Origin of the sequence: Nocardioides sp. NPDC101246 (assembly GCF_044767415.1) — a bacterium.
In the GTDB taxonomy this organism is placed as follows: Bacteria; Actinomycetota; Actinomycetes; order Propionibacteriales; family Nocardioidaceae; genus Nocardioides.
On the sequence record NZ_JBIWNX010000008.1, the window covers coordinates 131,140 to 154,559 of the forward strand.

At 67.0% G+C, this 23,420-nt stretch carries 24 protein-coding genes; 22 read left to right on the forward strand and 2 right to left on the reverse strand.

All coding sequences use genetic code 11. The annotated features are described in order from the left end of the window. Positions 1-65 precede the first annotated feature (65 nt). The 7 genes from ACIRON_RS16575 to ACIRON_RS16605 all read left to right on the forward strand — a co-directional run bounded on the left by ACIRON_RS16575 (position 66) and on the right by ACIRON_RS16605 (position 7,475). Positions 66-1,016, forward strand: a complete 951-nt coding sequence (locus ACIRON_RS16575) for an alpha/beta fold hydrolase (protein WP_402993455.1) — start codon at positions 66-68, stop codon at positions 1,014-1,016. Next, entirely contained in the window at positions 1,009-2,427 is a 1,419-nt protein-coding gene (locus ACIRON_RS16580; protein WP_402993457.1) for a wax ester/triacylglycerol synthase domain-containing protein, read from the forward strand. Before ACIRON_RS16575 ends, ACIRON_RS16580 begins: the two co-directional genes overlap by 8 nt. 81 nt (positions 2,428-2,508) lie before the next feature. Next, positions 2,509-2,931: a nuclear transport factor 2 family protein gene (locus ACIRON_RS16585; RefSeq protein WP_402993459.1), complete on the forward strand. Its 423-nt coding sequence runs from the start codon at positions 2,509-2,511 to the stop codon at positions 2,929-2,931. Positions 2,932-2,957: 26 nt separating this feature from the next. Continuing rightward, the gene (locus tag ACIRON_RS16590) at positions 2,958-4,151 is read left to right on the forward strand and encodes a thiolase family protein (RefSeq protein WP_402993461.1); all 1,194 of its coding nucleotides are present in this window, start codon (positions 2,958-2,960) and stop codon (positions 4,149-4,151) included. A 21-nt stretch (positions 4,152-4,172) separates the two neighbouring features. Further along, entirely contained in the window at positions 4,173-5,330 is a 1,158-nt protein-coding gene (locus tag ACIRON_RS16595) for an acyl-CoA dehydrogenase family protein (protein ID WP_402993463.1), read from the forward strand. An 11-nt stretch (positions 5,331-5,341) separates the two neighbouring features. After that, positions 5,342-6,367 (forward strand): acyl-CoA dehydrogenase family protein, encoded by a 1,026-nt coding sequence (locus ACIRON_RS16600; RefSeq protein WP_402993465.1) that lies wholly within the window; start codon positions 5,342-5,344, stop codon positions 6,365-6,367. A 208-nt stretch (positions 6,368-6,575) separates the two neighbouring features. Then, entirely contained in the window at positions 6,576-7,475 is a 900-nt protein-coding gene (locus tag ACIRON_RS16605) for a lipase family alpha/beta hydrolase (protein WP_402993467.1), read from the forward strand. Positions 7,476-7,508: 33 nt separating this feature from the next. On the opposite strand, the gene ACIRON_RS16610 is transcribed toward ACIRON_RS16605, so the two are convergent. Further along, the gene (locus ACIRON_RS16610; protein WP_402993469.1) at positions 7,509-8,303 is read right to left on the reverse strand and encodes an enoyl-CoA hydratase/isomerase family protein; all 795 of its coding nucleotides are present in this window, start codon (positions 8,301-8,303) and stop codon (positions 7,509-7,511) included. A gap of 102 nt (positions 8,304-8,405) precedes the next feature. Here ACIRON_RS16610 and ACIRON_RS16615 point away from each other — a divergent pair, with 102 nt between their 5' ends. Next, complete coding sequence (locus tag ACIRON_RS16615) at positions 8,406-8,873, forward strand: PaaI family thioesterase (protein WP_402993471.1); 468 nt, start codon at positions 8,406-8,408, stop codon at positions 8,871-8,873. After that, the gene (locus ACIRON_RS16620) at positions 8,870-9,670 is read left to right on the forward strand and encodes an alpha/beta fold hydrolase (protein WP_402993473.1); all 801 of its coding nucleotides are present in this window, start codon (positions 8,870-8,872) and stop codon (positions 9,668-9,670) included. Before ACIRON_RS16615 ends, ACIRON_RS16620 begins: the two co-directional genes overlap by 4 nt. Positions 9,671-9,749: 79 nt before the next feature. On the opposite strand, the gene ACIRON_RS16625 is transcribed toward ACIRON_RS16620, so the two are convergent. Beyond that, positions 9,750-10,877: an acyl-CoA dehydrogenase family protein gene (locus ACIRON_RS16625; RefSeq protein WP_402993475.1), complete on the reverse strand. Its 1,128-nt coding sequence runs from the start codon at positions 10,875-10,877 to the stop codon at positions 9,750-9,752. A gap of 148 nt (positions 10,878-11,025) precedes the next feature. Between ACIRON_RS16625 and ACIRON_RS16630 the strand changes: the two genes are divergently transcribed. From ACIRON_RS16630 to ACIRON_RS16690, 13 genes are all read left to right on the forward strand, one after another. Next, positions 11,026-11,823, forward strand: a complete 798-nt coding sequence (locus ACIRON_RS16630) for an enoyl-CoA hydratase/isomerase family protein (protein WP_402993477.1) — start codon at positions 11,026-11,028, stop codon at positions 11,821-11,823. Positions 11,824-11,844: 21 nt separating this feature from the next. Continuing rightward, positions 11,845-13,014: an acyl-CoA dehydrogenase family protein gene (locus tag ACIRON_RS16635; RefSeq protein ID WP_402993479.1), complete on the forward strand. Its 1,170-nt coding sequence runs from the start codon at positions 11,845-11,847 to the stop codon at positions 13,012-13,014. Positions 13,015-13,147: 133 nt separating this feature from the next. Continuing rightward, the gene (locus ACIRON_RS16640) at positions 13,148-13,912 is read left to right on the forward strand and encodes an MlaE family ABC transporter permease (RefSeq protein ID WP_402993481.1); all 765 of its coding nucleotides are present in this window, start codon (positions 13,148-13,150) and stop codon (positions 13,910-13,912) included. Positions 13,913-13,997: 85 nt separating this feature from the next. After that, complete coding sequence (locus ACIRON_RS16645) at positions 13,998-14,804, forward strand: ABC transporter permease (RefSeq protein ID WP_402993483.1); 807 nt, start codon at positions 13,998-14,000, stop codon at positions 14,802-14,804. 6 nt (positions 14,805-14,810) lie between these two features. Beyond that, positions 14,811-16,049, forward strand: coding sequence for an MCE family protein (locus ACIRON_RS16650; RefSeq protein ID WP_402993485.1), 1,239 nt, complete (start codon positions 14,811-14,813; stop codon positions 16,047-16,049). Next, complete coding sequence (locus ACIRON_RS16655) at positions 16,046-17,083, forward strand: MCE family protein (RefSeq protein WP_402993487.1); 1,038 nt, start codon at positions 16,046-16,048, stop codon at positions 17,081-17,083. Before ACIRON_RS16650 ends, ACIRON_RS16655 begins: the two co-directional genes overlap by 4 nt. Further along, the gene (locus ACIRON_RS16660) at positions 17,080-18,102 is read left to right on the forward strand and encodes an MCE family protein (RefSeq protein WP_402993489.1); all 1,023 of its coding nucleotides are present in this window, start codon (positions 17,080-17,082) and stop codon (positions 18,100-18,102) included. The genes ACIRON_RS16655 and ACIRON_RS16660 overlap by 4 nt, the downstream gene beginning before the upstream one ends. 2 nt (positions 18,103-18,104) lie before the next feature. Continuing rightward, the gene (locus tag ACIRON_RS16665; protein ID WP_402993491.1) at positions 18,105-19,304 is read left to right on the forward strand and encodes an MCE family protein; all 1,200 of its coding nucleotides are present in this window, start codon (positions 18,105-18,107) and stop codon (positions 19,302-19,304) included. Then, positions 19,304-20,578 carry an MCE family protein gene (locus ACIRON_RS16670; RefSeq protein ID WP_402993493.1) on the forward strand — a complete coding sequence of 425 codons (1,275 nt, stop codon included), beginning with the start codon at positions 19,304-19,306 and terminating at the stop codon, positions 20,576-20,578. The genes ACIRON_RS16665 and ACIRON_RS16670 overlap by 1 nt, the downstream gene beginning before the upstream one ends. Before the next feature lies 1 nt (position 20,579). Further along, positions 20,580-21,923, forward strand: a complete 1,344-nt coding sequence (locus ACIRON_RS16675; protein WP_402993495.1) for an MCE family protein — start codon at positions 20,580-20,582, stop codon at positions 21,921-21,923. Next, complete coding sequence (locus ACIRON_RS16680; RefSeq protein ID WP_402993497.1) at positions 21,923-22,411, forward strand: hypothetical protein; 489 nt, start codon at positions 21,923-21,925, stop codon at positions 22,409-22,411. The genes ACIRON_RS16675 and ACIRON_RS16680 overlap by 1 nt, the downstream gene beginning before the upstream one ends. Next, positions 22,408-22,974, forward strand: a complete 567-nt coding sequence (locus tag ACIRON_RS16685) for a hypothetical protein (RefSeq protein WP_402993499.1) — start codon at positions 22,408-22,410, stop codon at positions 22,972-22,974. Before ACIRON_RS16680 ends, ACIRON_RS16685 begins: the two co-directional genes overlap by 4 nt. Before the next feature lie 29 nt (positions 22,975-23,003). Next, complete coding sequence (locus ACIRON_RS16690; RefSeq protein WP_402993501.1) at positions 23,004-23,411, forward strand: SCP2 sterol-binding domain-containing protein; 408 nt, start codon at positions 23,004-23,006, stop codon at positions 23,409-23,411. The last annotated feature ends 9 nt before the right edge of the window (positions 23,412-23,420 follow it).

Consider the following 23,420-nt stretch of genomic DNA (forward strand, 5'->3'; position numbering starts at 1 on the left):
TGTGAGACGGACTGGCTCAGAATTGTTACGTTCTAGGAGTTCTCGTCGAACGAAGGGATGCAGTGATGGCTGTTCGATCCTGGAGGAACATCGACTGGGCGGCGCATGAGCGCGAGGCCCGGATCGAGGGCGTGCGTGTCCGCTACGTCGACTACGGGGATGGCCCACCCCTCCTGCTGGTGCACGGCATGGCAGGCTCGTGGGAGAGCTGGCTCGCCAATATCCCTGCGCTCGGTGAGAAGTACCGCGTCATCGCCGTCGACCTGCCGGGGTTCGGTGCGTCCGAGGCGCTGCCCGCGGACGAGGATTTCGGTGGCTATGTCCGCCTGCTGGAGGCGTTGCTCGATGAGCTGGGTGTCGGTGCCGTGGGCCTTGTCGGCCACTCGCTCGGGGGGCTGGTGGTTCTCTCGCTCGCGGCCGCGATGCCACATCGTGTCCGTTGTCTCGTCCTTGTCTCCGGAGGTGGCGCCGAGCTCTCGGCTCTCCGGCTGAAGGCGATCCAGGGTGTGTTCTGGCTCTTCAGGCTGGTGCTCGCGGTTCCTGGCGCATCGCGGCTCATTGTCACGACTCCGCTCGGTCGGCTGTTGCTGAGTCCTGCTCTGTTCGACTCCCGCAGCATCTCGCGTGACCTTCTCGCGCGGATGGTCCCGCGAACCGTCGGCCCCGGCTTCATGGACGCGGTGCGCCGAGGCGGCGAACAACTCGGCGAGCTCGACCTGGCCCAGGTGGTTGCGCCGACCCTTCTGGTCTGGGGGCGCCAGGACCGGATCCTGCCGCTCGCCGTTGCCCGTGACCTCGCGACTGATCTCCTGGAGGCGCGCCTGGTGGTGCTCGAGGATGTCGGGCACTGCGCCATGTTCGAGGCTCCGGACGCGTGCAACGGCTACATCCTCGACTTCCTTGGCGTGCAGCGACCGGACCGAGGAAGCCCTGCCTCGGAGAGGGCTGATGCGTATGCGTGGCTCTCGTCGAGGCCTGGTGACAGCCGAACGGAGAGGTGTGGAAATGATGCATGAAGAGGATGCGAGCGAACTGGCTCGGGCAGAGCTCGCCCACTGGGGCGAGTCGGCACTGAACCCCCTGGACGCGCTCATGTGGCGCACTGAGCGACCGCCTGCGGACTCCTGGACGGGGGTCGTCGTCATGATGCTGGGCGGCAGCCCCTCGTGGGAGCGGGTTCGCAGAGCTCATGAATGGGGTATCGCCGTCGTTCCCCGCTTTCGCGAGAAGGTCGTGGAGCCGCTGGTGCCGACCGGTCCGCCGGTCTGGACGACCGATGAGGACTTCGACCTCGACTACCACCTCCGCCGGGCACGCCTCCCGGGGCCTGGCTCGATGGAGCAGCTGCTCGAGGTGGCCCAACGGTTGGGGGTCACCCCGCTCGACAGGCGGCGACCGCCGTGGACGGCGATCTTCGTCGAGGGGCTGACGGGCGGCCGATCGGCGTACTTGCTCCAGAGCCACCACGTCCTCATGGACGGTGCGGCGGCGACCCAGCTGTTCTCGCGGGTCCTCGACCACATGCCCGACCAGGGTCCGAGCAGCGTCCGGCCTGCAGGCGAGCGCCCCTCGATCTCCCGCCTTGCCGCGGTCCGTCGCGGGTTCGAGTGGCAGGCCTCAGGTGTCCGTCAGCTGCTCCGCGGGGGCGCGGCGGCCGTGCAGAAGGTGAAGGCCGGCCCGGTCGACTCGGTGCGCCGTGGTCAGTCCTACGTCTCCTCGTTACCGCGTGTTGCGGCACCACCCCCGCGCGCGGCGAGCGACCTGCTGCGGCCTGGGCCGCGGTCGAAATGGCGTTTCGGGTCGCTGGAGTGCGATCTGACGGACCTGAAGAGCGCGGCCAAGTCGGCCGGTGGCACGGTCAACGACGCGTTCGTGTCGGCGATCCTTGGCGGGTTGCGGATCTATCACGACCGTCACGGTGCCGCACTCGGCGACGTCCCGATCTCGATGCCGGTCTCAGTGCGCAGGGATGACGACCCGATGGGCGGGAACCGATTCACGGGCGCCTTCTTCTCCGCCCCGTCCGGTGTCGCCGAGGCTGCGGAGCGGATCCAGGTCATGCACGAGCGGGTCGAGCGGGTTCGGGCGGAGCCGGCGCTCGACTTCCTCGGCAAGGTCACGCCGTTGATGAACCTGGCGCCATCGGGCCTGGTGACGGCTGCCATCCAGGCACTGAACTCAGGGGCCACGCTCACCACGTCCAGCTGGCTGGGTGTCCCTCGTCCGACGTACTTCGCGGGGGCTCCGTTCGAGCGGATGTTCGTGTTCGGTCCGCTTCCGGGCACTTCGATGTGTGCTGCGCTCTGCACGCACGAGGGCGTCTGCTGCATCGGGGTGAACGTCGACGGTGACGTCTTCGGTGACACGGACGTGCTGTGGGACTGCTTGCAGAAGGGCCTCGACGAGGTTCTGGCACTGGCTGCGTGATGGGACGGCTTTGACCCCGGCCGCCGGTCCTGAGTATTCTGAGACATGCCGGATCAAAAACCCTGACTGGATCGAGGAACCATGGCTGTCAGCCCGCTCGAGGTCGTCCGAACCTTCTATGCCGCCGCGGCCGGCAAGGACGCCACGGCGCTCGCCGACCTGTTGGCCGCGTCCTTCCACGAGGACGCCGCCGTCGAATGGCCCGCTGGGCTGCCCTACGGCGGCAGGGTCGAGGGCGTACGGACGCTTCGCAAGGTCTTTGCCGGGCTCACCGCCGGTTCTTCGACGCTGGGCCCTGAGGGCCTCGAGGTCGTCTCCGTCGTCGACGGCGGTGACCAGGTTGCGGCACAGGTGACCTTCGACTTCAGGGTCGGCGAGTCGACGATCCCGTCGGGCGCGCTCGAGCTCTGGACCTTCGAGGGAGGCCTGGTCAAGGAAGTACGCGCCTACTACTGGGACACCGAGGCCTGCGCGTCGCTGTTCCGTACCACCCACCCGGCCTGACCGGCCGAATCTCAAGGAGATACCGCATGAAGCGCTCAGCCGTCATCGTCGACGCCATCCGCTCGCCCCTCGGGCGTGGCAAGCCCGCCAAGGACGGCAAGCCCGGTGGTGTCCTCTCGCCGCTGCACCCGGCTGACCTTCTGGGCCAGGTGATGCGCCAGTTGATCGACCGCAGCGGGATCGACCCGGTCCTGGTCGACGATGTCATCACCGGCTGCGTGAGCCAGGTCGGGGAGCAGTCCGGTCCGATCGGTCGTTGGGCGTGGCTCTCTGCCGGCCTCCCGGAATCGGTGCCCTCGGTGGCGATCCACCGTGCCTGCGGCTCCAGCCAGCAGGCCGTCGAGTTCGCCGCTCAAGGCATCATCTCCGACGTCCAGGACATCGTGGTCGCCTCCGGCGTCGAGTCGATGAGCCGGATCCCGATGGGTGCCGGGCGGATCGGCATGGACCCGTTCGGGCCCGGCGTGGGGGAGCGGTATGCGCCGGGTCTCGTCCCGCAGGGTGTCTCGGCCGAGATCATCGCCCACCAGTACAACCTCTCGCGTGCCCGCCTGGACGAGTTCTCGGCTCGGTCGCACGAGCTCGCCGTCGCCGCGGACGCCAGCCCCGAGATCGTCGACGTCACGCTGCCCGACGGCACCGTGGTGAGCGCCGACGAGACCCCGCGCCCCGGCACCACCGTCGAGGGCCTCGCGGGCCTTCCGACGGTCTTCGCCACCGACGAATACCGCGCGCGCTTCCCGGAGATCGATGAGTGGAAGATCACGCCGGGCAACTCCTCCCAGCTCACCGACGGCGCCGCCGCGATCCTCATCATGTCCGAGGAGCGCGCCAAGGAGCTCGGCCTGGCCCCGCGTGCCCGCATCCACACCATGGCCGTCGCCGGCGACGACCCGATCCGGATGCTCACCGGCCCGATCCCCGCCACCGAGAAGGCACTCAAGCGCTCCGGGCTCACCTTGGACCAGATCGACCACTACGAGGTGAACGAGGCCTTCGCTCCGGTGCCTCTCGCGTGGGCGCAGCACTTCGGTGCCGACGAGTCGCGCCTCAACCCGCACGGTGGTGCGATCGCCCTCGGGCACCCGCTGGGCGGTTCGGGTGCGCGTCTCATGGCCACCATGCTCAACGCCCTCGAGGCCTCTGGCGGCCGCTACGGCCTCCAGACCATGTGCGAGGCCGGCGGCATGGCCAACGCCACCATCATCGAGCGTTTCTGACGAGCAGATAGGACCCACACGATGTTCGACCTCAACGAGGAGCAGCAGGAGCTGCAGAAGCTGTCCCGCAAGGTCGCGCGCGACCTGTATGCGCCACTTGCGCGTGAGATGGACCGCGAGCGTACGCACTTCCCGCGTGAGGAGAGGAAGAAGCTGGCCGAGCTCGGCCTGCTCGCTCTCGCCCTTCCCGAGGAGTACGGCGGCGGTGGCCGTCCGCTGATCGACGCGCTGATCGTCCAGGAGGAGTTCGCCAAGGCGAACACCCTCGCGGCATGGCCCCTGTTCGAGGCCTCGGCCGGTCCGGCGCGTGTCATCCACCTCTTCGGCACCGAGGAGCAGAAGCAGAAGTTCCTCCCGCCGGTCACGAGCGGAGAGAAGATCATCGCGATCAGCATCTCCGAGCCCGACGCCGGCTCCGCGGCCACCGACGTCAAGACCCGAGCCCGGATCGATGGGGACGAGGTCGTCATCAACGGCGTGAAGCGCTGGTGCTCGGGCGGCGGTGTTGCCGAGCAGTACCTCGTCTACGTCCGGTTCAGCGACACCCCCGGCGGCAAGGGCATGGGCGCAGTCGTCGTCGACAAGGAGACCCCTGGCCTGACCTTCGGCCCTCAGGAGCACCTGATGGGCCACCGCGGTGTGGGGTCGGCGGACATGTTCTTCGACAACGTCCGCGTGCCCCTGGAGAACGTGATCATCCCGGAGGGTGGCTTCAACAAGCTCTTCACCGCGTTCTCCATCGAGCGTCTCGGCAACAGCACCATGTGCCTTGCCATCGCACAGGAGGCCCTCGACCGCACAGCGAAGTACGTCCAGGAGCGTCAGCAGTTCGGCAAGGACATCATCGAGTTCCAGGCCAACCAGGTCCTGCTCGCCGACATGATCTCGCAGGTCGACATCGCACGACTGCTGATCTGGCGTGCCGCCGAGGCCGCCGGCGACGGTGCTCCGAAGCAGATCGACGCGTCGCTGGCGAAGTGCTTCGCGAACGAGATGGTCAAGAAGGTCACCGACCTGGCGATCCAGCTCCACGGGGGCTATGGGTATGCGGAGGAGTACGAGATCGAGCGCATGCACCGCGACGCCGTCGGCTGGGCCATCGCCGGTGGCACGCCGACGATCCAACGTACGCGCATCGTGTCCGAGTACCTCGGGCGCCGATTCGACCAGCGGGCCTGACGATGGCGCTGTTGGGTCGCCTGATCTTCGACGAGGACCACGCGGACTTCCGGGAGTCGGTCCGTCGTTTCCTGGCCGCGGAGGTGTCGCCCCACCTTGACGAGTGGCGCTCGTCGGGCGGGGCGCCGGCCGAGCTCTACCGCGCACTGGGGGAGCAGGGCTTCCTGGGGACGGCAGTCCCCGAGGAGCTCGGTGGCGGGGGGATCGAGGACCCTCGTTTTCCCGCGGTCCTCGTCGAGGAGCTGTCAGGCATCGGAGCTCTGGGGATCGCGCAGGCGGTCGCTGGGCACGCTGGTGTCGGCGTACCGGCACTCCTGCGTCTGGATCCCAGTCAGGAGCGCGACGCCTGGTTGTCGACGGCTGCAGCAGGAGAGGGCCTCGTCGTCCCTATGAACCTGGCCGGCAGCGTGGCCCGGTCGATTCCCGCCGGTCGCCGGGCCACCTGCTTCGTGGCGTTGACCCCGGGGTCGGAGGAGGCCGCCGTGGTCACGGGGGAGCAGGCGTACGTGACGCCGGTGGCCTTGCTCGGTGGCGCCGACGCTGGTGCTGCTGATGTCGAGGTCGCCCAGGACGCCGCGGCGTATGTCCGGCTCCCCGACGCGTTGAGCGTCCGACGGGATCTCGACCTCTGGTCCGGGGTCGTCGCGGCCGCGGGAGCCCGAGCTGCCCTAGCGCTTGCGACCGACTACGTGCGCGAGCGCAAGGTCTTCGGTCGTCCGATCGCCGAGTTCGAGAACACCCGGTGTCGGCTCGGTGAGCTCGGCGCCGACCTCGCCGCTGCCGGCGCTCTCGTCGATCGGGCGCTCGGGGCGCTCGCCGACGCGACGCTCGACGGTCCGACCGCAGCAGCGGCGACACTCGTCGCCGGCCGGGTCCATGACGGTGCCGTCGACCTCGGTATGCAGCTGCACGGCGGCTATGGCTACATGCGCGAGTACCCCATCGCGTGGGCCTTCGGCGACGCGCGGTTCCTACGAACCCGCGCGGCCACGGGGCGCGAGCCGCGCCATGTCCTGGCCGACGCGATCGGCCTGTAGGACACAGACTCCGCCGGGCGGACGATTCGACCCTCGCCCGTCCGGCGGTAACCAGCCCGGCAACCCGCGACGCGGAGGTGGACATGGACAGACCCCGCTGGGTCGATGCCCGGATCGTCGCGGTGCTCGTCGGGCTCGTTCTCGGTGTGCTCGCACTACTGTCCTTCCAGGCGCCGGCTGCTGCGCAGGACGACGGCACCCCCCGGCGTTGCGTACGCCGAAGAGTGTGCTCGCCGCCGCCCTGCACTGCAGCGGCGGGCTGAGAAACGCCCGGCACGAGCCGGTCCTGCTCGTCGCCGGCACCGGTGCGACGCCGCACGAGCAGTACAGCTGGAACTATGAGCCCGCGCTGACCGCGCGACACGTGCCGTGGTGCACGGTGACGATGCCCGACCACACGCTCGGCGACATCCAGGTCGCCGCCGAATACATCGTCTTCGCCGTTCGCCGGATGCACCGCGTGGCCGGTCGTCGGATCGCGATCGTCGGCCACAGCCAGGGCGGGGTGATCCCGCGCTGGGCACTCAAGTTCTGGCCCGACGTGCGAGGCAGGGTCGCCGACATGATCGGCCTGGCCCCTGCCAACCACGGCACCAAGATCATCAGGGACCTCGGGACCTGCAGCGCGGAGTGCGTGCCAGCCGCCTGGCAGCTGCGTCCGGGGTCGCGGTTCCTGCGCGCGTTGAACCACCCGGTCGAGACCCACAGCGGCAGCTCCTATTCCCAGATCTACACCCGGTATGACGAGCTCTCCACGCCGGCCGGGGCACGTGGGACCTCGCCGCTGCGCACCGGACAGGGCCAGATCGCCAACATCGCGCTCCAGCAGGTGTGTCCTGTGAACCCGGCCGACCACGTGCTCATCGGCTCCACCGACCCGGTCGGTTTCGCGCTGGTCATGGACGCGATCACCCACCGCGGTCCGGCCCGCGCGTCGCGGGTCTCCTCGACGACCTGCGCCCAGCTGGTGATCCCCGGACTCGACCCGATCGCCGCGCCGCACGTGCTGACCGCGTTCCCCTACCTGGTCTCGGGTGCGTCGCCGTTCAATCTCGTGGGTGCGCACAAGAGTCGCACGGAACCGCCGTTGAGGGCGTACGCACGTTGACCAGGCGGGTCTCGCGGCCGAGGATCCCCGGGGTCAGCGGCCGCGGAACTCCGGGGTTCGCTTCTGTCGGAAGGCGTTCACGCCCTCCATCAGGTCCTCGGAACCGAGCGTCTGCTCCTCCAGGGAGAGCGCGAGGTCGACCACCTCGAGGGCGCGCAGCTGCGAGCGGCTGTTGAGTGCACGCTTGGTTCCCTGCACCGCCAGGGGTGCTAGTGACGCGATCCGTCCGGCGATCTCGCGGGCGGTGGCGGAGGCCTCGTCCGGGGTGTCCACCAGGTCTGTCACGACGCCGAGCGTGAAGGCCGTGCCTGCGTCCAACGGGTCGCCGGTGAGCAGGTGGCGCCGGGCACGGGTCATCCCGAGTGCCTCGGGCCAGACGAGACAACCACCGTCTCCGGCCACGAGACCGATGGCGACGTGGGTGTCGGCCAGGACGGCCGTGCGTGTGGCGACAACAGCGTCGCACAGCATGGCCACGGTCGCCCCGAGGCCGATAGCGGCACCCTGCACGGCCACTACGACGGGCTGGGGCAGCTCGATGAACGCGTCCAGGAGGCGACGTGCGTCGGCGATGATCTCGCGGCGCGTGGCCGCATCCTTGTTCGCCTGTTCCATGAGCTCGAAGTCGCCGCCGGCCGAGAACGCCTTGCCGGTGGAGGTGAGGACGATCGCACGAATATCGGGGTCTGTGGCGAGATCGCGGAGTGCTCTGGTCAGCTCGTGGTGGAGGTCGGGGTCGAAGCGGTTGAGCAGCTCGGGCCTGGCCAGCTGGATCTCGCACAGGCCTCGAGGGTCCGTGCTGACGCGGATGGTGGTGTAGGTGCTCATGGGTTTCCTTCGCTCACTGGTCCGGGGGGCTTCGCGTTGCTATTATTGCGACGACAAGGCTCAATAAGCAATGGCGGCTCGGTTCGCCAGAAGGACTTCCGGATGGACACCCAGACCCGCATGGCGGCGATCCCTGCCCACGAAGACCCCGATGTCGCCTGGCGCGACTGGGTGAACTCCTATCCGACCTTTCTCGCGAGCGGTCTTCGCTGTGTGGAGATGGGGGAGAGGAAGGCGCGGTTCGGTCTGGACGAGACGCTCTTCCCGCTGAATCCGAACGGTGCGGTGAACGGCGGGGTCGTCGCCCTTGCTGTCGACCAGGCGATGGGCGCCCTCTCGGCCCGGGTCACGCCGACCGGCGCCACCCCGGTGACGGCGAACCTCCAGGTCCAGTACCACGCGCCGGCGTTCCCGGAGATCACGATGGATGCGGTGGCTATCGGCGGCGGCAATGTGATCCAGGCGATCGAGGTCATCGTTCGCAACGCGAAGGGGCAGCGGTGCTGCACCGCCATGGGCACGATGGCGGTCGGTCCGGTCCGGCGTACGGCCGGGGAGGCCAAGGTATGACCATGATCGAGGTCGAGCCGGGCGTGCATCTGTTCGTGCAGGATCTCGGGGAGGGAGACCCTGTCGTTCTTGTGGCGGGCTTCGGTCAGACACACGAGGCGTGGGACCGCCAGGTTCGTACGCTGGCTGAGGCAGGTCGCCGGGTGATCGCGTACGACCAGCGCGGCCATGGCAGGTCCGACAAACCCTTGCGCGGCTACGAGGTGGACCAGCTTGCTGCCGACCTCGTGGCCGTCCTCGATGCAGTGAAGGTCGACCGGGCGGACCTGGTCGGATGGTCCTTCGGGGGACAGGTCGCGTTCCGGGTCGCTGCGACCCGGCCCGAGCGTGTCGCGCGACTGGTGCTGGTCGGCTCGAACGCCGTCCGGGCGAGCCGCAGCGAGGCGTTCCCCTTCGGTCTCCCGCCCGAGCAGATGCTCCCCGGCCTCATTGCTGTCGAGCTCGAGAACCGTTTCACCGCGCGCCGTGCGGCGATCCAGGGCGGGTTCGGTACGGAGCCTCGCCCGGGTGTGCTCGAGTGGATGACCGCGCAGTCGCTGATGATGCCGTCCTGGGCGACCATCGAGTGCTATCGCTCGATGCTGGAGACCGACCTGGTCGACGACATCGAGAAGGTCCGGCATCCGGTGGTGGAGGTCATCGGTGAGGACGACCCGGTTCATTCCGCCCGCGGTGCCCGCTGGCTCGTGGAGAGGCTGGCGGACTCGCGCCTGGTCACACTGCCGGGCTGCGGGCACTACCCGATGTTCGAGGCGGCCGAGGAGTTCGACGCGGCACTGCTGGCCGCGCTGGGTTGAACCGCTGCCGCACGTTGTGCGGCCCGCCTGAAGTCAACGAGCGCGACACCCTCTGCCGAGGATGTCGCGCTCGTGTCGGTCAGAGGCCGAGGTTCTGGCTGACGATGACCTTCATGATCTCGCTCGAGCCGGCGTAGATCCGGCTGACCCTGCCGTCAAGATAGGCGTGACCGATCCGCGAATCGGCCCGGTACGCCATGGCGGGGTCGTGCAGCGACAGGCAGCGATCGATGACGCGGCCTTGGAGCTCGGTGCAGAAGAGCTTGAGAAGGGCTGCATCGGCCACAGCGAGCTCGCCGGCGACGTGCTGATTGATCGACTGGTCGACGAGCGCCTGGCCGGCGGCGACCTCGGTCGCGCATGCGGCCAGCGTGAACTTCGCGTCCTGGTCGGGGTCGGTGCCGCGCAGTGCCTCGATCGTCCAGTCGAGAGCGGCGACAGCCGCGGCCTGGGAGTTCACGGCGATGGAGAGACGCTCGTGAGCGAGGTTCGCGGTGAGGTATTCGAAGCCGCGGTTCTCCTCGCCGAGCAGGCAGCTGACCGGGACCTCCATGTCGGTGAAGGCGAGCTCGGCGAGGTCCTGTGACGCGAGGCCGAGCTTGTCGAGCTTGCGCCCGCGCTGGAAGCCGGGTGTCGAGGAGTCGACCAGGAGCAGGCTGATCCCCTTGCGGCCGAGCTCGGGTGCGGTCTTGACGGCGAGAATGACGAGGTCGGCAGCTGCGCCGTTCGAGATGAACGTCTTGGCGCCATTGACGACGTAGACGTCGCCGCGCCGCTCGGCGCGCGTCGACATCGCCTTCAGGTCCGACCCTGCGCCGGGCTCGGAGAGGCCCAGTGCCACGACGCACTCGCCGGCACACAGGCGCGGCAGCCAATGCTGTTTCTGTGCCTCGGTCGCGTAGCTCGCCAGGTAGGGCATGCAGATGTCGGTGTGCACTCGAAGCCCGCCGATGGCGAGGCCGAGGCGCTGGATCTCCTCGGTGACGACGGCGCTGTGCCGGAAGTCGGTGCCCTCGAGGCCGCCGTGCTCGACGGGGGCGCCGATGCCCAAAACGCCGAGGTCACCCATCGCCCGCCAGAACTCCTGGGAGGGCTTTCCTGCCTGGATCCAGTCGGGGTAGTCCGGCACCACGTGGTCTGTGAGGTATTGCCGGACTCGTGCCCGAAGTGCCTCGTGCTCCTCGTTGAAGACCGTTCGCTTCAGCATCGTGGGTCACTCCCTGTCTGTCTACGTCGTCGGGCTTGGCTGTCCTGTCGGTCTGTTGACGGCCATCCCACTGCCCTCATAGTATTGAGACGGTTAGGTTCAAAAACAAGTCCGCGCCGCATTGCCGGCACGATCGAACGGGATGCCGATGTCCGACGCGACGACGTCTTCCGCTGACGTTGACCTTGTCCTGATCGAGCGCCACCAGGGCGTCGTCGTCGTCCAGCTGAATCGGCGCGAGGAGATGAACGCCCTCTCGACCCAGATGATGGATCGGCTCATCGACGTGCTCCGTGACCTCGACTCCGACCCCGCCGTCGGCGCCGTGGTGATCGCCGGTCACGACAACGTCTTCGTTGCCGGTGCCGACATCAAGGGCATGGCTCGAAGGACCGTTGCCGACGTGCTGGCCGCGTCTGCGAGCCGGTTCTGGATGCGCCTTCGCGAGATCGAGGTGCCGCTCGTAGCGGCGGTCTCCGGTTATGCGTTCGGTGGCGGGTGCGAGCTCGCGCTCGCGTGCGACCTCGTTGTCGCATCCGAGACGACGGTCTTCTCTCAGGCGGAGATCAAGGTCGGCATCATGCCTGGGGGCGGAGGGACTCAGCGGCTCGCACGCACCCTGGGCAAGCACGTCGCCATGGAGCTCGTGCTGACGGGGCGCCCGGTCAAGGCGGAGGAGGCGCGTGGCCTCGGGTTCGTCAATCGTGTGGTGGGCCCGGCTGAGTGGCGCTCGGGTGCGATCGAGCTCGCGCGCGAGGTGGCTGCTGGCCCGCCGTTGGCGACCCGTCTCGCCAAGCGTGCCGTGCTCGCGGCCGACGAAGGACCGATCCAGCTGGGGATGCTCGCCGAACGGAAGCTCATGGAGCTCGCGTTCGCCTGTGAAGACCGTGTCGAGGGCATGAACGCCTTCGTCGAGCGGCGCGATCCCCGCTGGTCCGGACGATGACAACGACAGAGGAGCTGAAAGATGGATACGCCCGGTTTCACTGAGGAGCAGGTTGAGTTCGCCAAGGCGGTGCGCAACTTCGCGGCCAAGGAGTGCGGCACCCGCGAGCAGCGCGACAAGCTCACCGACAACGGTCGGGAACAGCACCATGAAGGCATCTATCGCAAGCTCGCGGAGTCGGGCTACCTCGGAGTCTCGATCCCTGAGGAGTTCGGCGGTAGCGGCGGGGGGATCGCCGAACAGGTGATCCTCTTCGAGGAGCTGTGGCGTGGCATGGTGCCGGTGCATGGTGCCGGTACGTCCCACACAGTCGCCGGTGTCTACAAGCGCTATGCGACCGACGAGCAGAAGGCCTCCGTCCTGGGTGCGATCTGTTCGGGTGCGGTCATGTCGATCAGCATCTCTGAGCCGGGGGCGGGCTCGGATGCAGCCGCGATTGCGTGCAAGGCCGAGCGCGACGGCGACAAGTTCCGCATCACCGGTCAGAAGACGTGGTGCTCTGACGCCCAGTTCGCCGACCGGATTCTCCTGGTCGCCCGAACGGGCCGCGGCGACCGCCCGCACGACGGGCTGACCATGTTCGAGGTCCCGGCCGATGCTCCGGGGCTGGAGATCCGCCCCATCGGCACGATGGGTGGCGGTGCGGAGGTCAACGACCTCTTCTTCACGGACGTCGTCGTTCCTGCCTTGGCGGTCGTGGGCGAGGAGGGTCGCGCCTGGCGGCAGGTGATGGCCGGCCTCAATGGCGAGCGCATCGTCTGTGCGGCCCAGGGGCTCGGCATGGCGCAGCGTGCCTTCGACGACCTGCTGGCCTACGTCAAGCAGCGCGAGCAGTTCGGTGCGCCGATCGGGTCCTTCCAGGCACTCCGGCACAGGATCGCCGACCTGGCGATCGATATCGAGGCCGCACGCGCCCTCACCTACGACACCACGCGCAAGGTCGCTGCGAGCACGGCCCCGCCCGAGGAGCTCGTCCGGGCGACCTCGATGGCGAAGGTCAAGGTCACCGAGACTGCGAAGCACGTCGCTCTGGAGGGTGTCCAGATGATGGGCGGCTACGGCTACACGCTGGAGTTCGACATGGAGCGTCACCTGCGGGTCGCCATTCCGTCGACGATCTACGCCGGAGCGAACGAGATCCAGCGCGACATCATCTCGGCCACGTACGGCCTTCGCCCATCGCGGTTCTGAGGCCCAGCCTGTTTTCGGGCACTGAATCTCAAAAAAAGGAGATTCTTTGGGTGCCGACCGTAGCCAACGTCACATTTGCTCGTTTAATGTGAGGCACACCGTCTCATAAATGCACCTGACTAGGAGGTGACGCATGACCGCCGCTCGGATTCGCGCGAAGCTTATCCCACTGGGGCAGTTCTTCGCTTTGGCCGGAGACTCGCTGCGGGCGATGTTCCGCAGGCCGTTCGCGACCGGTGAGTTCTTGGAGCAGACGCTGTTCATCGCAAGTGTCTCCTTCCTCCCGGCGATCTTCGTCACGATCCCGTTTACGGTGGTCGTCCAGTTCTTCATCAATCAGCTGCTCATGGAGATCGGCGCGACCGACCTCTCAGGTGCGGGTGCGGGACTGGTCGTCATCCAGGAGCTCGGGCCCTTCTGCAGTGTTCTCGTCGTCGCCGGCGCCGGTGCCACCGCCGTCTGTGCCGACCTCGGCTCGCGGAAGATCCGCGAGGAGCTGGACGCCATGGAGGTGCTCGGGCTCGATCCGATGCAGCGTCTCGTCGCGCCCCGGATCCTTGCGTTCGTCGTCGTGTCTCTCTGTCTCTACGGCGTCGTCTGCGTCGTCGGTCTGCTCGGCACCTATGTCTTCGCTGTCACGCTCGGAGGAGCCAGCCCCGGACTCTTCGTGTCGAACCTGACGTTGGTCACCGGCTTCGGCTCCTTCGTCACCGCGCTGATCAAGACCGCGCTGTTCGGCGTCGCCGCGGCTCTCGTCTCCTGCCATCTCGGCATGAACGCCAAGGGCGGCCCCAAGGGTGTCGGGGAGGCGGTCAACCAGACCGTCGTCTTCACGCTCATGGTCCTCCTGGTCATCAACTCGACCGTCACGACGGTCTATCTCCAGCTGGGAGGCTGAAATGTCTGCGGTCTCGATGTCCGAAGAGCGCGCCAGTCTGAGTAAACAGCTGCGTGCGAATCAGGTGGCCTTCGCGAAGAGGGTCGTGACAGCTCCGGGGCGGATCCTCCTCGACAGCGGCGAACACGTCCGGTTCTACATCGGTGCGATCGCCGGCATCCCGCATGCGGTCACTACGTACCGCCGCGAGGTGCTCCGGCTCATCTCGACCGTGGCGTTCGGCAGTGGCGCACTCGCGCTCGTGGGCGGCACCGTCGTGGTGGTCTCCTTCCTGACCGCCTTCGCCGGTATCGAGCTGGGCCTGCAGGGCTACTCGCAGCTCAGCAACATCGGAGTCGAGGCGCTCAGCGGCTTCGTCTCCGCCTACATCAACACGCGCCTGGCGGCGCCGGCTCTGGCTGGTATCGCGCTGACCGCGACTGTCGGTGCGGGCTTCACCGCCCAGCTCGGTGCCATGCGGGTGAGTGAGGAGATCGACGCTCTCGAGGTGATGTCGATCCACTCGGTGCGCTTCCTGGTGAGCACGCGCATCGTTGCGGGTCTGGTCTCGATCGTCCCGTTGTACGCCGTGTCGCTCCTCGCCTCCTATGCAGCCACCCGGCTCGTGGTCACCGTGGCCTTCGGGCAGTCGAGCGGTGCCTATCAGCACTACTTCAACACGTTCCTCATCCCCTCGGACATCGTGTTGTCGGTCGTGAAGGTCATGTGCATGGCGGTCGTGATCATGGCGATCTGTTGCTACTACGGCTACAACGCCAAGGGTGGCCCCGCTGGAGTCGGGCGCGCCGTCGGTAGCGCTGTGCGGCTTTCGCTCATCTCGATCCTGTTCGCAGACATGCTGCTGAGCTTCGCGCTCTACGGCACGTCGCACTCGCTCAACATCACGGGGTGATCTGAGGTGTCCAACGAATTCGAGACGAACCGCACGATGACCCAGCTCATGGGTCTGGCCGGGCTCGTCGTCATCCTGACGGTCTGCGGGATCCTCATCGCGACCTACCTGAAGGTGTTTGCCGACACCGTGCCCGTGACGGTGGCCTCCGATCGCGCGGGCCTGCTACTCGACAAGGGCGCGCGCGTACGTCTCTCGGGTGTGGCGGTGGGCGAGGTTCGTGACACCAAGCTCGGGGACGACGGAAACGTCGAGATCGAGCTCGCGATCGACGGAGACAAGGTGGACCAGGTGCCGGCGAATGTGCTGGCCAGCATCAAGGGCACGACGGTCTTCGGCTCCAAGTTCATCGACCTCAGCCTCCCCGACGTGCCCGCCGAGCAGGCGATCTCCGCCGGAGACACGATCAATGCCAACGAGGTGACCATCGAGGTCAACGATGTCTTCGAACGTGGATTGGAAGTGCTCAGTGCGGTCGATCCGGCGACGCTCAACACCACTCTCGCCTCCATCTCGACGGCGCTGCGTGGACGTGGCAACGAGTTCGGGCAGTTCTTCACCGAGTGGAACGCCTATCTCAAGCGCATGGAGCCGCACCTAGACGCCCTCGAGTACGTTCTCGAGACCTCGCCGGCCGTCCTGGGCACCTACTCCGCAGCTGCGCCGGCCCTGATCGACAGCGCCGACAACCTCGCCACGACAAGCCACACGCTGGTCGCGAACGGTGACGAGTTCACCGGCCTACTTGCCGGCGCCGTGGACGGCGCTGATGCCGCCCGCAAGTTCCTGCTGGCCGTGGAGGCTCCGCTGCGCGCGTTCAACCGTGAGTGGCTGCCGGTCACCGGCCTGGCGAAGAAGTACGTGCCTGAGTACGACTGCGTGATCAAGGGGCTCGACGAGCACCGGAAGGTGTTCAACAACTTCTTCGGTCACGAGAACCCGGACGAGTTCTACTTCTACGCGAGCGTCGGATTCCTGCCCGGCCAGGAGAAGTACTCGATGAAGAAGTACGCGCCGAAGCTCATCGAAGGCGGCGGCCCGGCCTGCTACCCACTGGCGACCAAGAAGAACCCGACGCCTCCCCGGGTGCGCTTCGACGACGGTTCGCTGGGCATCTACTCCGACGAACAGACCGACAAGCTCGCCCATCCTGGCGAGCAGCCGATCAATCTCTATGGCGACCTGCTTGCTGACTGGCTCGGCAAGGACGGCAAGAAGGCATTCCTCGAAGGGATCGAGAAATGAGACTCAACGCGATTCCACTGATCAAGGTGCTGATCTTCGTCGGCACGATGTCCTTGCTCATCGCGGCCGTGGGCGTGGTCTTCGGCCGCATGCGGATCGGCCCGAGCAACGAGTTCAAGGCGATGTTCACGAACGCCTCTGGCCTCCAGGGCGGCAGCGATGTCCGCGGCAACGGCGTGGCGATCGGCTCGGTCAAGAAGGTCGAGGTCGGCAAGGGCAACACCGCGCTGGTCACGTTCGTCGTCGAGGACAGTGTCGATCTGACCAAGGCCACGATGGCCCGTATCCGCTACGCGAACTTGACCGGCGACCGTTACCTCGACCTCGAGCCGGGGAAGTCGCGAGGTGCCGAGCCGCTGGAGGGAGGGGCGACCATCCCGCTGAAGATGACCAAGGCGGCGCTGGACCTTGACCAGTTCTTCGCCGGGTTCGACCCGCTGATGCGTGGCCTGGACCCGAGGGAGATGAACGACCTCGCTGAGAACATCATCGCCGTCACGCAGGGCCAGGCCGGCTCGGTCGAGGCGATGCTGAGCGACGTCGCGAGGTTCACCGGTCGTCTCGCCGAACGCGACGAGATCATCGGCGAGACGATCACGAACCTCTCGAAGGCACTGGCGGTCCTGGACGGCCACCGCAAGGAGTTCGACCAGCTCATCGTCGGTCTCGCCCAGCTCATGGACGGTTTCGCGAAGGATCGTGTCGTGATCGGCTCTTCGCTCGCCTCGGTGAGCAAGGCTGCGGCGCAGACAGAAGACCTCCTCCGGCGAACCCGTCCGGGGGTCAAGGCCAACGTCGACAACCTCGGCAAGCTTGCCGGCGATATCAACGCGAACGCCGACGACATCCGCGAGGTCCTCGAGACCTACCCGGAGTTCGGCCGGAAGCTCGCCCGCCTGGGTGCCTACGGCTCCATCTACAACTTCTATCTGTGCGGAGCGAAGGTGAAGGTCGATCTCCCTGGGAACGAGCTCGACGTCTATACGCCGTGGGTCATCGACAACACCGGCCGATGCGGAGGAAAGAAGCGATGAGGACCCGAACCAAGCCCAAGAAGATCCGCACGGCGTTCAGCGAGATGGACCTCGGCCTGATCGGGGTGGTTGGTCTCACGATCACCGCCCTCCTGATGGCGGGTGCTCTCAACATCGGCAAGATCGCTGACCTCGTCGGCCACGCGACCGGCACCGCGGACTTCTCCGAAGCCGGCGGCCTCCGTGCGGGCGACGACGTCCGGGTCGCGGGCATCGCCGTGGGGGAGGTCAAGAAGGTCGAGCTCGCCGCCGACCACGTCGACGTCACGTTCGGCGTCGGTGACATCGAGCTCGGAGACACCAGCCGGGCGCGTGTCAAGGCGGACAACGCTCTCGGTGCCAAGTACCTCGAGCTCGACCCGTCCGGGCACGGCGACGTCCGGCACATCCCTCGCAGCCGCACCGACTCCGGCTTCGCGGTGAACGAGGAGCTCGGCAAGCTCACCCGTGCAACGGGGGAGATCGACACGGAGAAGCTCGCGGAGTCCTTCGAGTCGATCAGCGCGGTCATGGCCGAGACGCCGGAGGAGTATCGGGCCGCGTTGAAGGGTGTCAGTGCGCTGTCACAGACCCTCAGCTCGCGTGACGAGGAGCTCGCCACACTCCTCGAGCGGGCGAGCAGCGTCTCCGGACTTCTCGCGGAGCGAAACAAGGAGATCACCTCGATCATCTCGGACGGCAGCGCGCTCTTCCACGAGCTGGAGCTGCGCCGCGAGATCATCGGGCGCCTGCTCCACAACATCGAGGCGGCCACCCAGCAGATGGTCGGTTTCGTACGCGACAACAAGGACAGCCTGAAGCCCGCGCTCATCGAGATCAAGAAGACCGCGAGCCTCCTCAAGGAGTACCGCGACACACTCGACTACGCCATCAAGAACATCGGGGTCTACGCGCGCTCTCTCGGTGAGGGTGTCGCGAGCGGCCCCTTCTTCCAGGCGTACGTAGCCAACCTGCTGTCCCCCGAGGACCTCGTCACGGGCGGCGTCTCCGGGCTCATCAAGCAGGAAGTGAGCAAGTGATGGTGTCCAGGCTGACCGTGCGAGTGATCCTCCTCGCCCTGATCGCTGCCACCCTCGGTGCGTTCGCGTTCCGGGGTGGCGGGACGATCCAGGTGACGGCGTACTTCGACCAGTTCAAAGGGATCTACAAGGGTGACGACGTCACCGTGCGGGGAGTACCGGTCGGGAGCGTGACCTCTGTCGAGCCGCAGAAGGACCAGGTGAAGGTCACTCTGGATCTCGACCCCGACGTCCACATCCCGACCGACGTCAAGGCTGCCGTCATCGCGCAGTCGCTGGTGGCCGTACGCTCGATCGCTCTCGGTCCGGTGACGGCGAAGGGAGCGTCGCTGGAGGACGGTGATGAGATCCCGATCTCGCGGACCGCGATCCCTGTCGAGTGGGACGACATCAAGGACCAGCTCGTCTCGCTCAGCACGGCACTGGGCCCCAACGGAGCCAACCGCAACGGTGCGACCAGCGACCTGGTCACGGCGGGCGCCGCCTTCCTCGACGGCACCGGAGAATCGCTCAACCAGACGATCCGCAACATGTCCGAGGCGATGAGCACGTTGTCGGACAACAGTGGAGACCTCTTCGCCACCGTCCGGAACCTCCAGGTCTTCATCGAGGCGATCAAGGGCAGTGACACGCAGGTCCGTCTCTTCAACGAGAGGTTGGCCACGGTGTCAGCCAGTCTCGAGGAGGACAGCGACGCCCTGGTGGGGGCGCTCAAGGGGCTGGACCGGGCTTTCAAGGAGATCGACGCGTTCCTCGTCGACAACCGAGACATCACGGTCAAGACCCTCCGTGAGGTCCGCGCGACCACGTCGCTGCTGTCCGAGAACCGGCAGAGCGTCGCCGACCTGCTGCAGGTCGCGCCGTCCACGGTGTCGAACTTCTACAACATCCTCGACACGCGCGGTGACAACGGCGCCATGATCACGGGCGAGCTGGCGGTCAACAACCTCAAGGCCCCGGCCCAGATCATCTGTGGCGCGCTGCTCGCAATGGGAGGCGACCGCGTCGCGTGCCAGCAGGCGCTCGGCCCGCTCGTCCAGTACCTCGCCATGAACGCCCCGCCCGTCGGTACCAGTCTCTTGGAGTCGGGTGGCACCGGTGAACAAGGGTCGATCGAGCCAGGCGGCAAGCAGAAGCAGCAGTCGCCCTCGTCCAACAGCGAGCCCGGCCTCGTCGACGATCTGCTCGGAGGAAAGCGATGATGACAATCCCACGCCTCGCCCGATCCGTGGCTGCGCTCGCCGCAGTGACGGTGACGGCCTCGGGCTGCACCTGGTCCGGACTGAACGGCATCTCGTTGCCCTTCACCAAGGGAGGAGGGGACGACAGCTATCGGGTGACGGTGCAGCTGGACAACGCCGCCAACCTCGTCGCGAACTCCGAGGTCAAGTACGACGAGGTGACGATCGGCTCGGTGCGCAAGATCGAGCTGAAGGACTGGACGGCGACGTTGACGATCGGTATCGACGGCGATGCCAAGATCCCCGACGACGTCACCGCCAAAGTCGCCCAGAAGAGCCTCCTCGGTGCCGAGTACCTGGCCCTGTCCGACCCAGAGGACGCCAGCGCGGCGGCTGGGTCGAGCGGCTACCTCGCGAGCGGGGACGTGATCGGGCTCGAGCGGACGGGTCGTTACCCGGAGACCGAGGAGGTGCTGGCCGCCGGCTCCATGCTGCTCAACGGTGGTGGCCTCCCACAGATCCGTGAGATCTCCCACGAGCTGAACGCGGCCCTCGGCGGACGCGAGGGGGACATCAAGTCCTTCATGCGTACCTCCAGCCGCTTCACCGCACGGCTCGACGGCCAGCGCGACAACATCGCGACCACCCTGGTGCAGCTGGACAAGTTGTCCCGCACCGTGGTGGAGGACGAGGACAAGATCGACAGGGCACTCGAGGAGGTCCCTGAGGGGGTCGAGCTCCTCGAGCGCGACCGCGCCCAGCTGGTCGACGCGCTCGAGGCGGTCGACGGCTTCGGCAAGACGGCCGACCGGGTCGTCGGCGCCAACAAGGCCGACCTGCAGACCAACCTCGACAATCTTCGGCCGGTGACCGGCAAGCTGGCGAAGAACAGTGAAGTGCTTGCCCGTAACGCCGATGCCCTTGGTTACCCGTTCATGGTCCGAGCCGGAAACCGCACGATCCAAGGTGACTACATCAACCTGATCGCGGAGATCGAGGTCAGCGCCGAGCACCTGGCTCGCGACTGGCTGGGTGGAACGCCGCTAGACGGACTCTTCAACGGCTTCCTCGGTGCCCCTGTCGGCACAGTGGACGATACCGCCGGCTCCCTCGAGGGGCTTCTCGGGAACGGCACGGGCGGTTTGCTCGGCGGCACCGGAACAGAGCCCGGCGAAAGCGCCCTCAATCCTGGGGCGGGCGACAAGGAATCCGATGACAGCGGTGCCAAGAGCCACGGCACCGACTCGGGGTCGGGCTTGGGCGGCGGCCTCGGCGGCCTGCTGGGGGGAGACTGAGATGCTGACTCGAATCACCAAGGTCAAGCTCGGTGTGTTCGTTGCGATCGCGGTCGTGACCCTCGTCGTGATGGCTTTGAGCTACGTCCGCCTGCCGGAGCAGGTCGGCATCGGCCGCTACGGCGTCGACGTCGAGCTCGCGGCCGCGGGAGGCCTCTACCCGCAGGCGTCTGTCACTTATCGTGGCGTCGAGGTCGGCAAGGTGACCAAAGTGTCGCTGGCGAACGGCAGCGGAGACGTTCTCGCCCACCTCGAGATCGACGAGGGCACTGATATCCCGGTCGAGTCGACCGCGGAGGTTCGCAGTGCGTCGGTCATCGGCGAGCAGTACGTCAACTTCGTACCCCTTGCGGAGCGGAAGTCGGACAAGCTCCTCGCCGAAGGCGCCACGGTCCCGGTCGACCGCACTCGCATCCCCACGACAACCGACGAGTTGCTCACGTCGTTGGACGGCTTCCTGACCTCGATCCCGCTGGACGACCTCAGGACCGCGGTCGACGAGGCTGGTGCGGCGACCAACGGCGTCGGCGACGATCTCGGCCAGCTGATCTCTGACAGTCACGACTTCCAAGCGGCGGCCAGTGAAAACCTCCCGGAGACGATCAAGCTGCTCGAGGATGCGGAGCCGGTGCTGAAGACGCAAGCTGGGCTCGATCCCGAGATTCGTTCCTACGCCAAGAGCCTGAGCTCGGTGACGGGTGCTGTCGAAGGGGCGGACGCCCAGATGCGTGGGCTTGTGCGGACAGGTGCCCCGTTCATGCGTGAAGTCGGTGCTTTCGTCAACCAGTTGAGCCCCGAGGTGGTTGCGGCCTTGACCGACCTCGCGAACTTCGGCCAGGTGCTGAACGTCTACGTGCGCCACATCGAGCACGTCCTGATCGTCCTGCCGGCGATCATCACCACCGTGCTCTCCAGCGTCCCGATCGAAAAGCGTGGTGAGCGCAGCTTCGCCAACCTCTGGTTCAAGCTCGGTGTCGACCCGCCGCCGTGCACGACCGGCTTCCGGGACGCCGACAAGATGCGTGACCCGTCGATCATCGCGCCGATGCAGAATCCGTCCCAGAACGACTGGTGCAAGGTGCCGTCGAAGAGCGACCTGGCCGCGCGCGGGGCCCGAAACGCCCCCTGCCCGAACGGTGGGCGAGCCGCAACGGCTGAGGGCTGTGGCCTTGTCTTCGACAAGGGCGCGGTGAAGCGCTCACGTCATCAGGCCCAGGCATCCGGCGGAACTCCGCCGAACCGCGGTTCGGTGTTGGCGCCGTCGACCGACGGTGGCTCCTTCCTCAGCAGTGGAGGAGCAGGCGCCATGACCCTGACCGATCTCCTGAAAGGACTGGTGAACTGATGCGACGAATCACGATGCCGGCCGCCCCGGTGGCGGCCGTGATGGCCCTGGCTGTGCTCGGGCTCTGCGTCCTCGTGTGGCAGGCGTCCGCGTGGCGTACGGCCCAACGCGACGACGATCGCCGTGCCGCGGCGGTCGAGACTGCCGAGGCGCAGGTTCTCGACCTGACCACGATGGACCCGAAGACGGTCAAGAAGACGATGAATTCGCTCACCGGGCGTCTGAGTGGCGACTTCAAGCGACAGTTCAACGGCTTCTCGTCCAACTTCGTCACCGCGGTGACCGAGGACAAGATCACCGCCAAGGGCAAGATCAAGGGCTCGGCGATCTCCAAGTTCGACGGTGACAAGGCCACCGTTCTCGTTGCCAGTGCCGCCGACGTCGGTCGCGGCGGGCAGGAGACGGTGGCTCGCGGGTGGCGCTTCAGCGTCGACCTCGAGCGCTCGGGAGACGACTGGCTGATCTCGGGAATGGAGTTCGTACAGTGAACACGAAGATCGAGGAAAGACTGACCGTTCGCCCCGCCAAGGACCGATCCGCCGCCAAGGACCGATCCACAGACGACGCCGAGACGAACCCGCAGCGCCCGCGCTGGCCGCTTCTCGCCGTTGCCGCGGTGCTGGTGATAGCCGCCGCGGCCATGTATGTCGTCAACCACCGTCACGACAGCTTGGCCGACAGCGCCGATGACGCGCGCACGACGGGAGTCGCGCACGTCGAGGAGCTCCTGAGCTACGACTACCGCGACATCGAGCACGAGCTCGAGATCGAGCGCGACTGGTTGACCAAGGGCTTCATGGAGTCCTACACGCCGCTGATCTCGGACACGTTCGGGCCCGAGGCCGAGAAGGCGAAGCTCATCACCGAGGCGAACGCGGTCGCCAGCGGCGTCGAGTCGTCGAGTCGTGACCACGTCGAACTGCTCGTGTTCGTCAACGTCGCCGTTCAGCAGGGCGGCAGCAAGACCCCCCAGATCACTGGAAGTCGGCTCCACGTCGACCTCGATGAGGTCGACGGCGACTGGCTGATCAGCGCTATCGACCCGATCTGACCACCACCCACCCAGCGAAGGGAACCACCATGACTGTCTTCAGCTCCGCAGAGGAGATGTACAGCGTCTTCACGCCGTTCATGCAGAGCCTCACCACCGACCCGGTCGTCGGCCGCAAGTTCGTCGCGGCGAACACGTCGTTCCGTGTCAACCACACCGACCCGGACGGAGTCTTCCTGCTCGACGCGACCGTCGATCCGCCGCGCCTGTACGTCGGCGACGAGGCCGAGGGGAAGTCAGCCGAGGTCGACCTGACCATGTCGGCCGAAGACGGCCACAAGTTCTGGCTCGGCCAGCTCAACCTGCCGGTCGCGCTCGCGCGCCGCAAGATCAAGGTCGACGGCGGTGTGGCCAAGCTGATGGGCCTCGTGCCCGCTCTCCAGCCGGCGTACGCGCTCTACCGCGCGCACCTCGAGTCCATCGGCCGCGCTGCCTGAGAACCGAAC

Excerpts from the sequence above, each read along its gene's own strand:
- ACIRON_RS16575 (WP_402993455.1), top strand. The coding sequence starts at position 66 with ATGGCTGTTCGATCCTGGAGGAACATCGACTGGGCGGCGCATGAGCGC.
- ACIRON_RS16580 (WP_402993457.1), top strand. The coding sequence starts at position 1,009 with ATGCATGAAGAGGATGCGAGCGAACTGGCTCGGGCAGAGCTCGCCCAC.
- ACIRON_RS16585 (WP_402993459.1), top strand. The coding sequence starts at position 2,509 with ATGGCTGTCAGCCCGCTCGAGGTCGTCCGAACCTTCTATGCCGCCGCG.
- ACIRON_RS16590 (WP_402993461.1), top strand. The coding sequence starts at position 2,958 with ATGAAGCGCTCAGCCGTCATCGTCGACGCCATCCGCTCGCCCCTCGGG.
- ACIRON_RS16595 (WP_402993463.1), top strand. The coding sequence starts at position 4,173 with ATGTTCGACCTCAACGAGGAGCAGCAGGAGCTGCAGAAGCTGTCCCGC.
- ACIRON_RS16610 (WP_402993469.1), bottom strand. The coding sequence starts at position 8,303 with ATGAGCACCTACACCACCATCCGCGTCAGCACGGACCCTCGAGGCCTG.
- ACIRON_RS16615 (WP_402993471.1), top strand. The coding sequence starts at position 8,406 with ATGGACACCCAGACCCGCATGGCGGCGATCCCTGCCCACGAAGACCCC.
- ACIRON_RS16620 (WP_402993473.1), top strand. The coding sequence starts at position 8,870 with ATGACCATGATCGAGGTCGAGCCGGGCGTGCATCTGTTCGTGCAGGAT.
- ACIRON_RS16625 (WP_402993475.1), bottom strand. The coding sequence starts at position 10,877 with ATGCTGAAGCGAACGGTCTTCAACGAGGAGCACGAGGCACTTCGGGCA.
- ACIRON_RS16630 (WP_402993477.1), top strand. The coding sequence starts at position 11,026 with ATGTCCGACGCGACGACGTCTTCCGCTGACGTTGACCTTGTCCTGATC.
- ACIRON_RS16635 (WP_402993479.1), top strand. The coding sequence starts at position 11,845 with ATGGATACGCCCGGTTTCACTGAGGAGCAGGTTGAGTTCGCCAAGGCG.
- ACIRON_RS16640 (WP_402993481.1), top strand. The coding sequence starts at position 13,148 with ATGACCGCCGCTCGGATTCGCGCGAAGCTTATCCCACTGGGGCAGTTC.
- ACIRON_RS16655 (WP_402993487.1), top strand. The coding sequence starts at position 16,046 with ATGAGACTCAACGCGATTCCACTGATCAAGGTGCTGATCTTCGTCGGC.
- ACIRON_RS16660 (WP_402993489.1), top strand. The coding sequence starts at position 17,080 with ATGAGGACCCGAACCAAGCCCAAGAAGATCCGCACGGCGTTCAGCGAG.
- ACIRON_RS16670 (WP_402993493.1), top strand. The coding sequence starts at position 19,304 with ATGACAATCCCACGCCTCGCCCGATCCGTGGCTGCGCTCGCCGCAGTG.
- ACIRON_RS16675 (WP_402993495.1), top strand. The coding sequence starts at position 20,580 with ATGCTGACTCGAATCACCAAGGTCAAGCTCGGTGTGTTCGTTGCGATC.
- ACIRON_RS16680 (WP_402993497.1), top strand. The coding sequence starts at position 21,923 with ATGCGACGAATCACGATGCCGGCCGCCCCGGTGGCGGCCGTGATGGCC.
- ACIRON_RS16690 (WP_402993501.1), top strand. The coding sequence starts at position 23,004 with ATGACTGTCTTCAGCTCCGCAGAGGAGATGTACAGCGTCTTCACGCCG.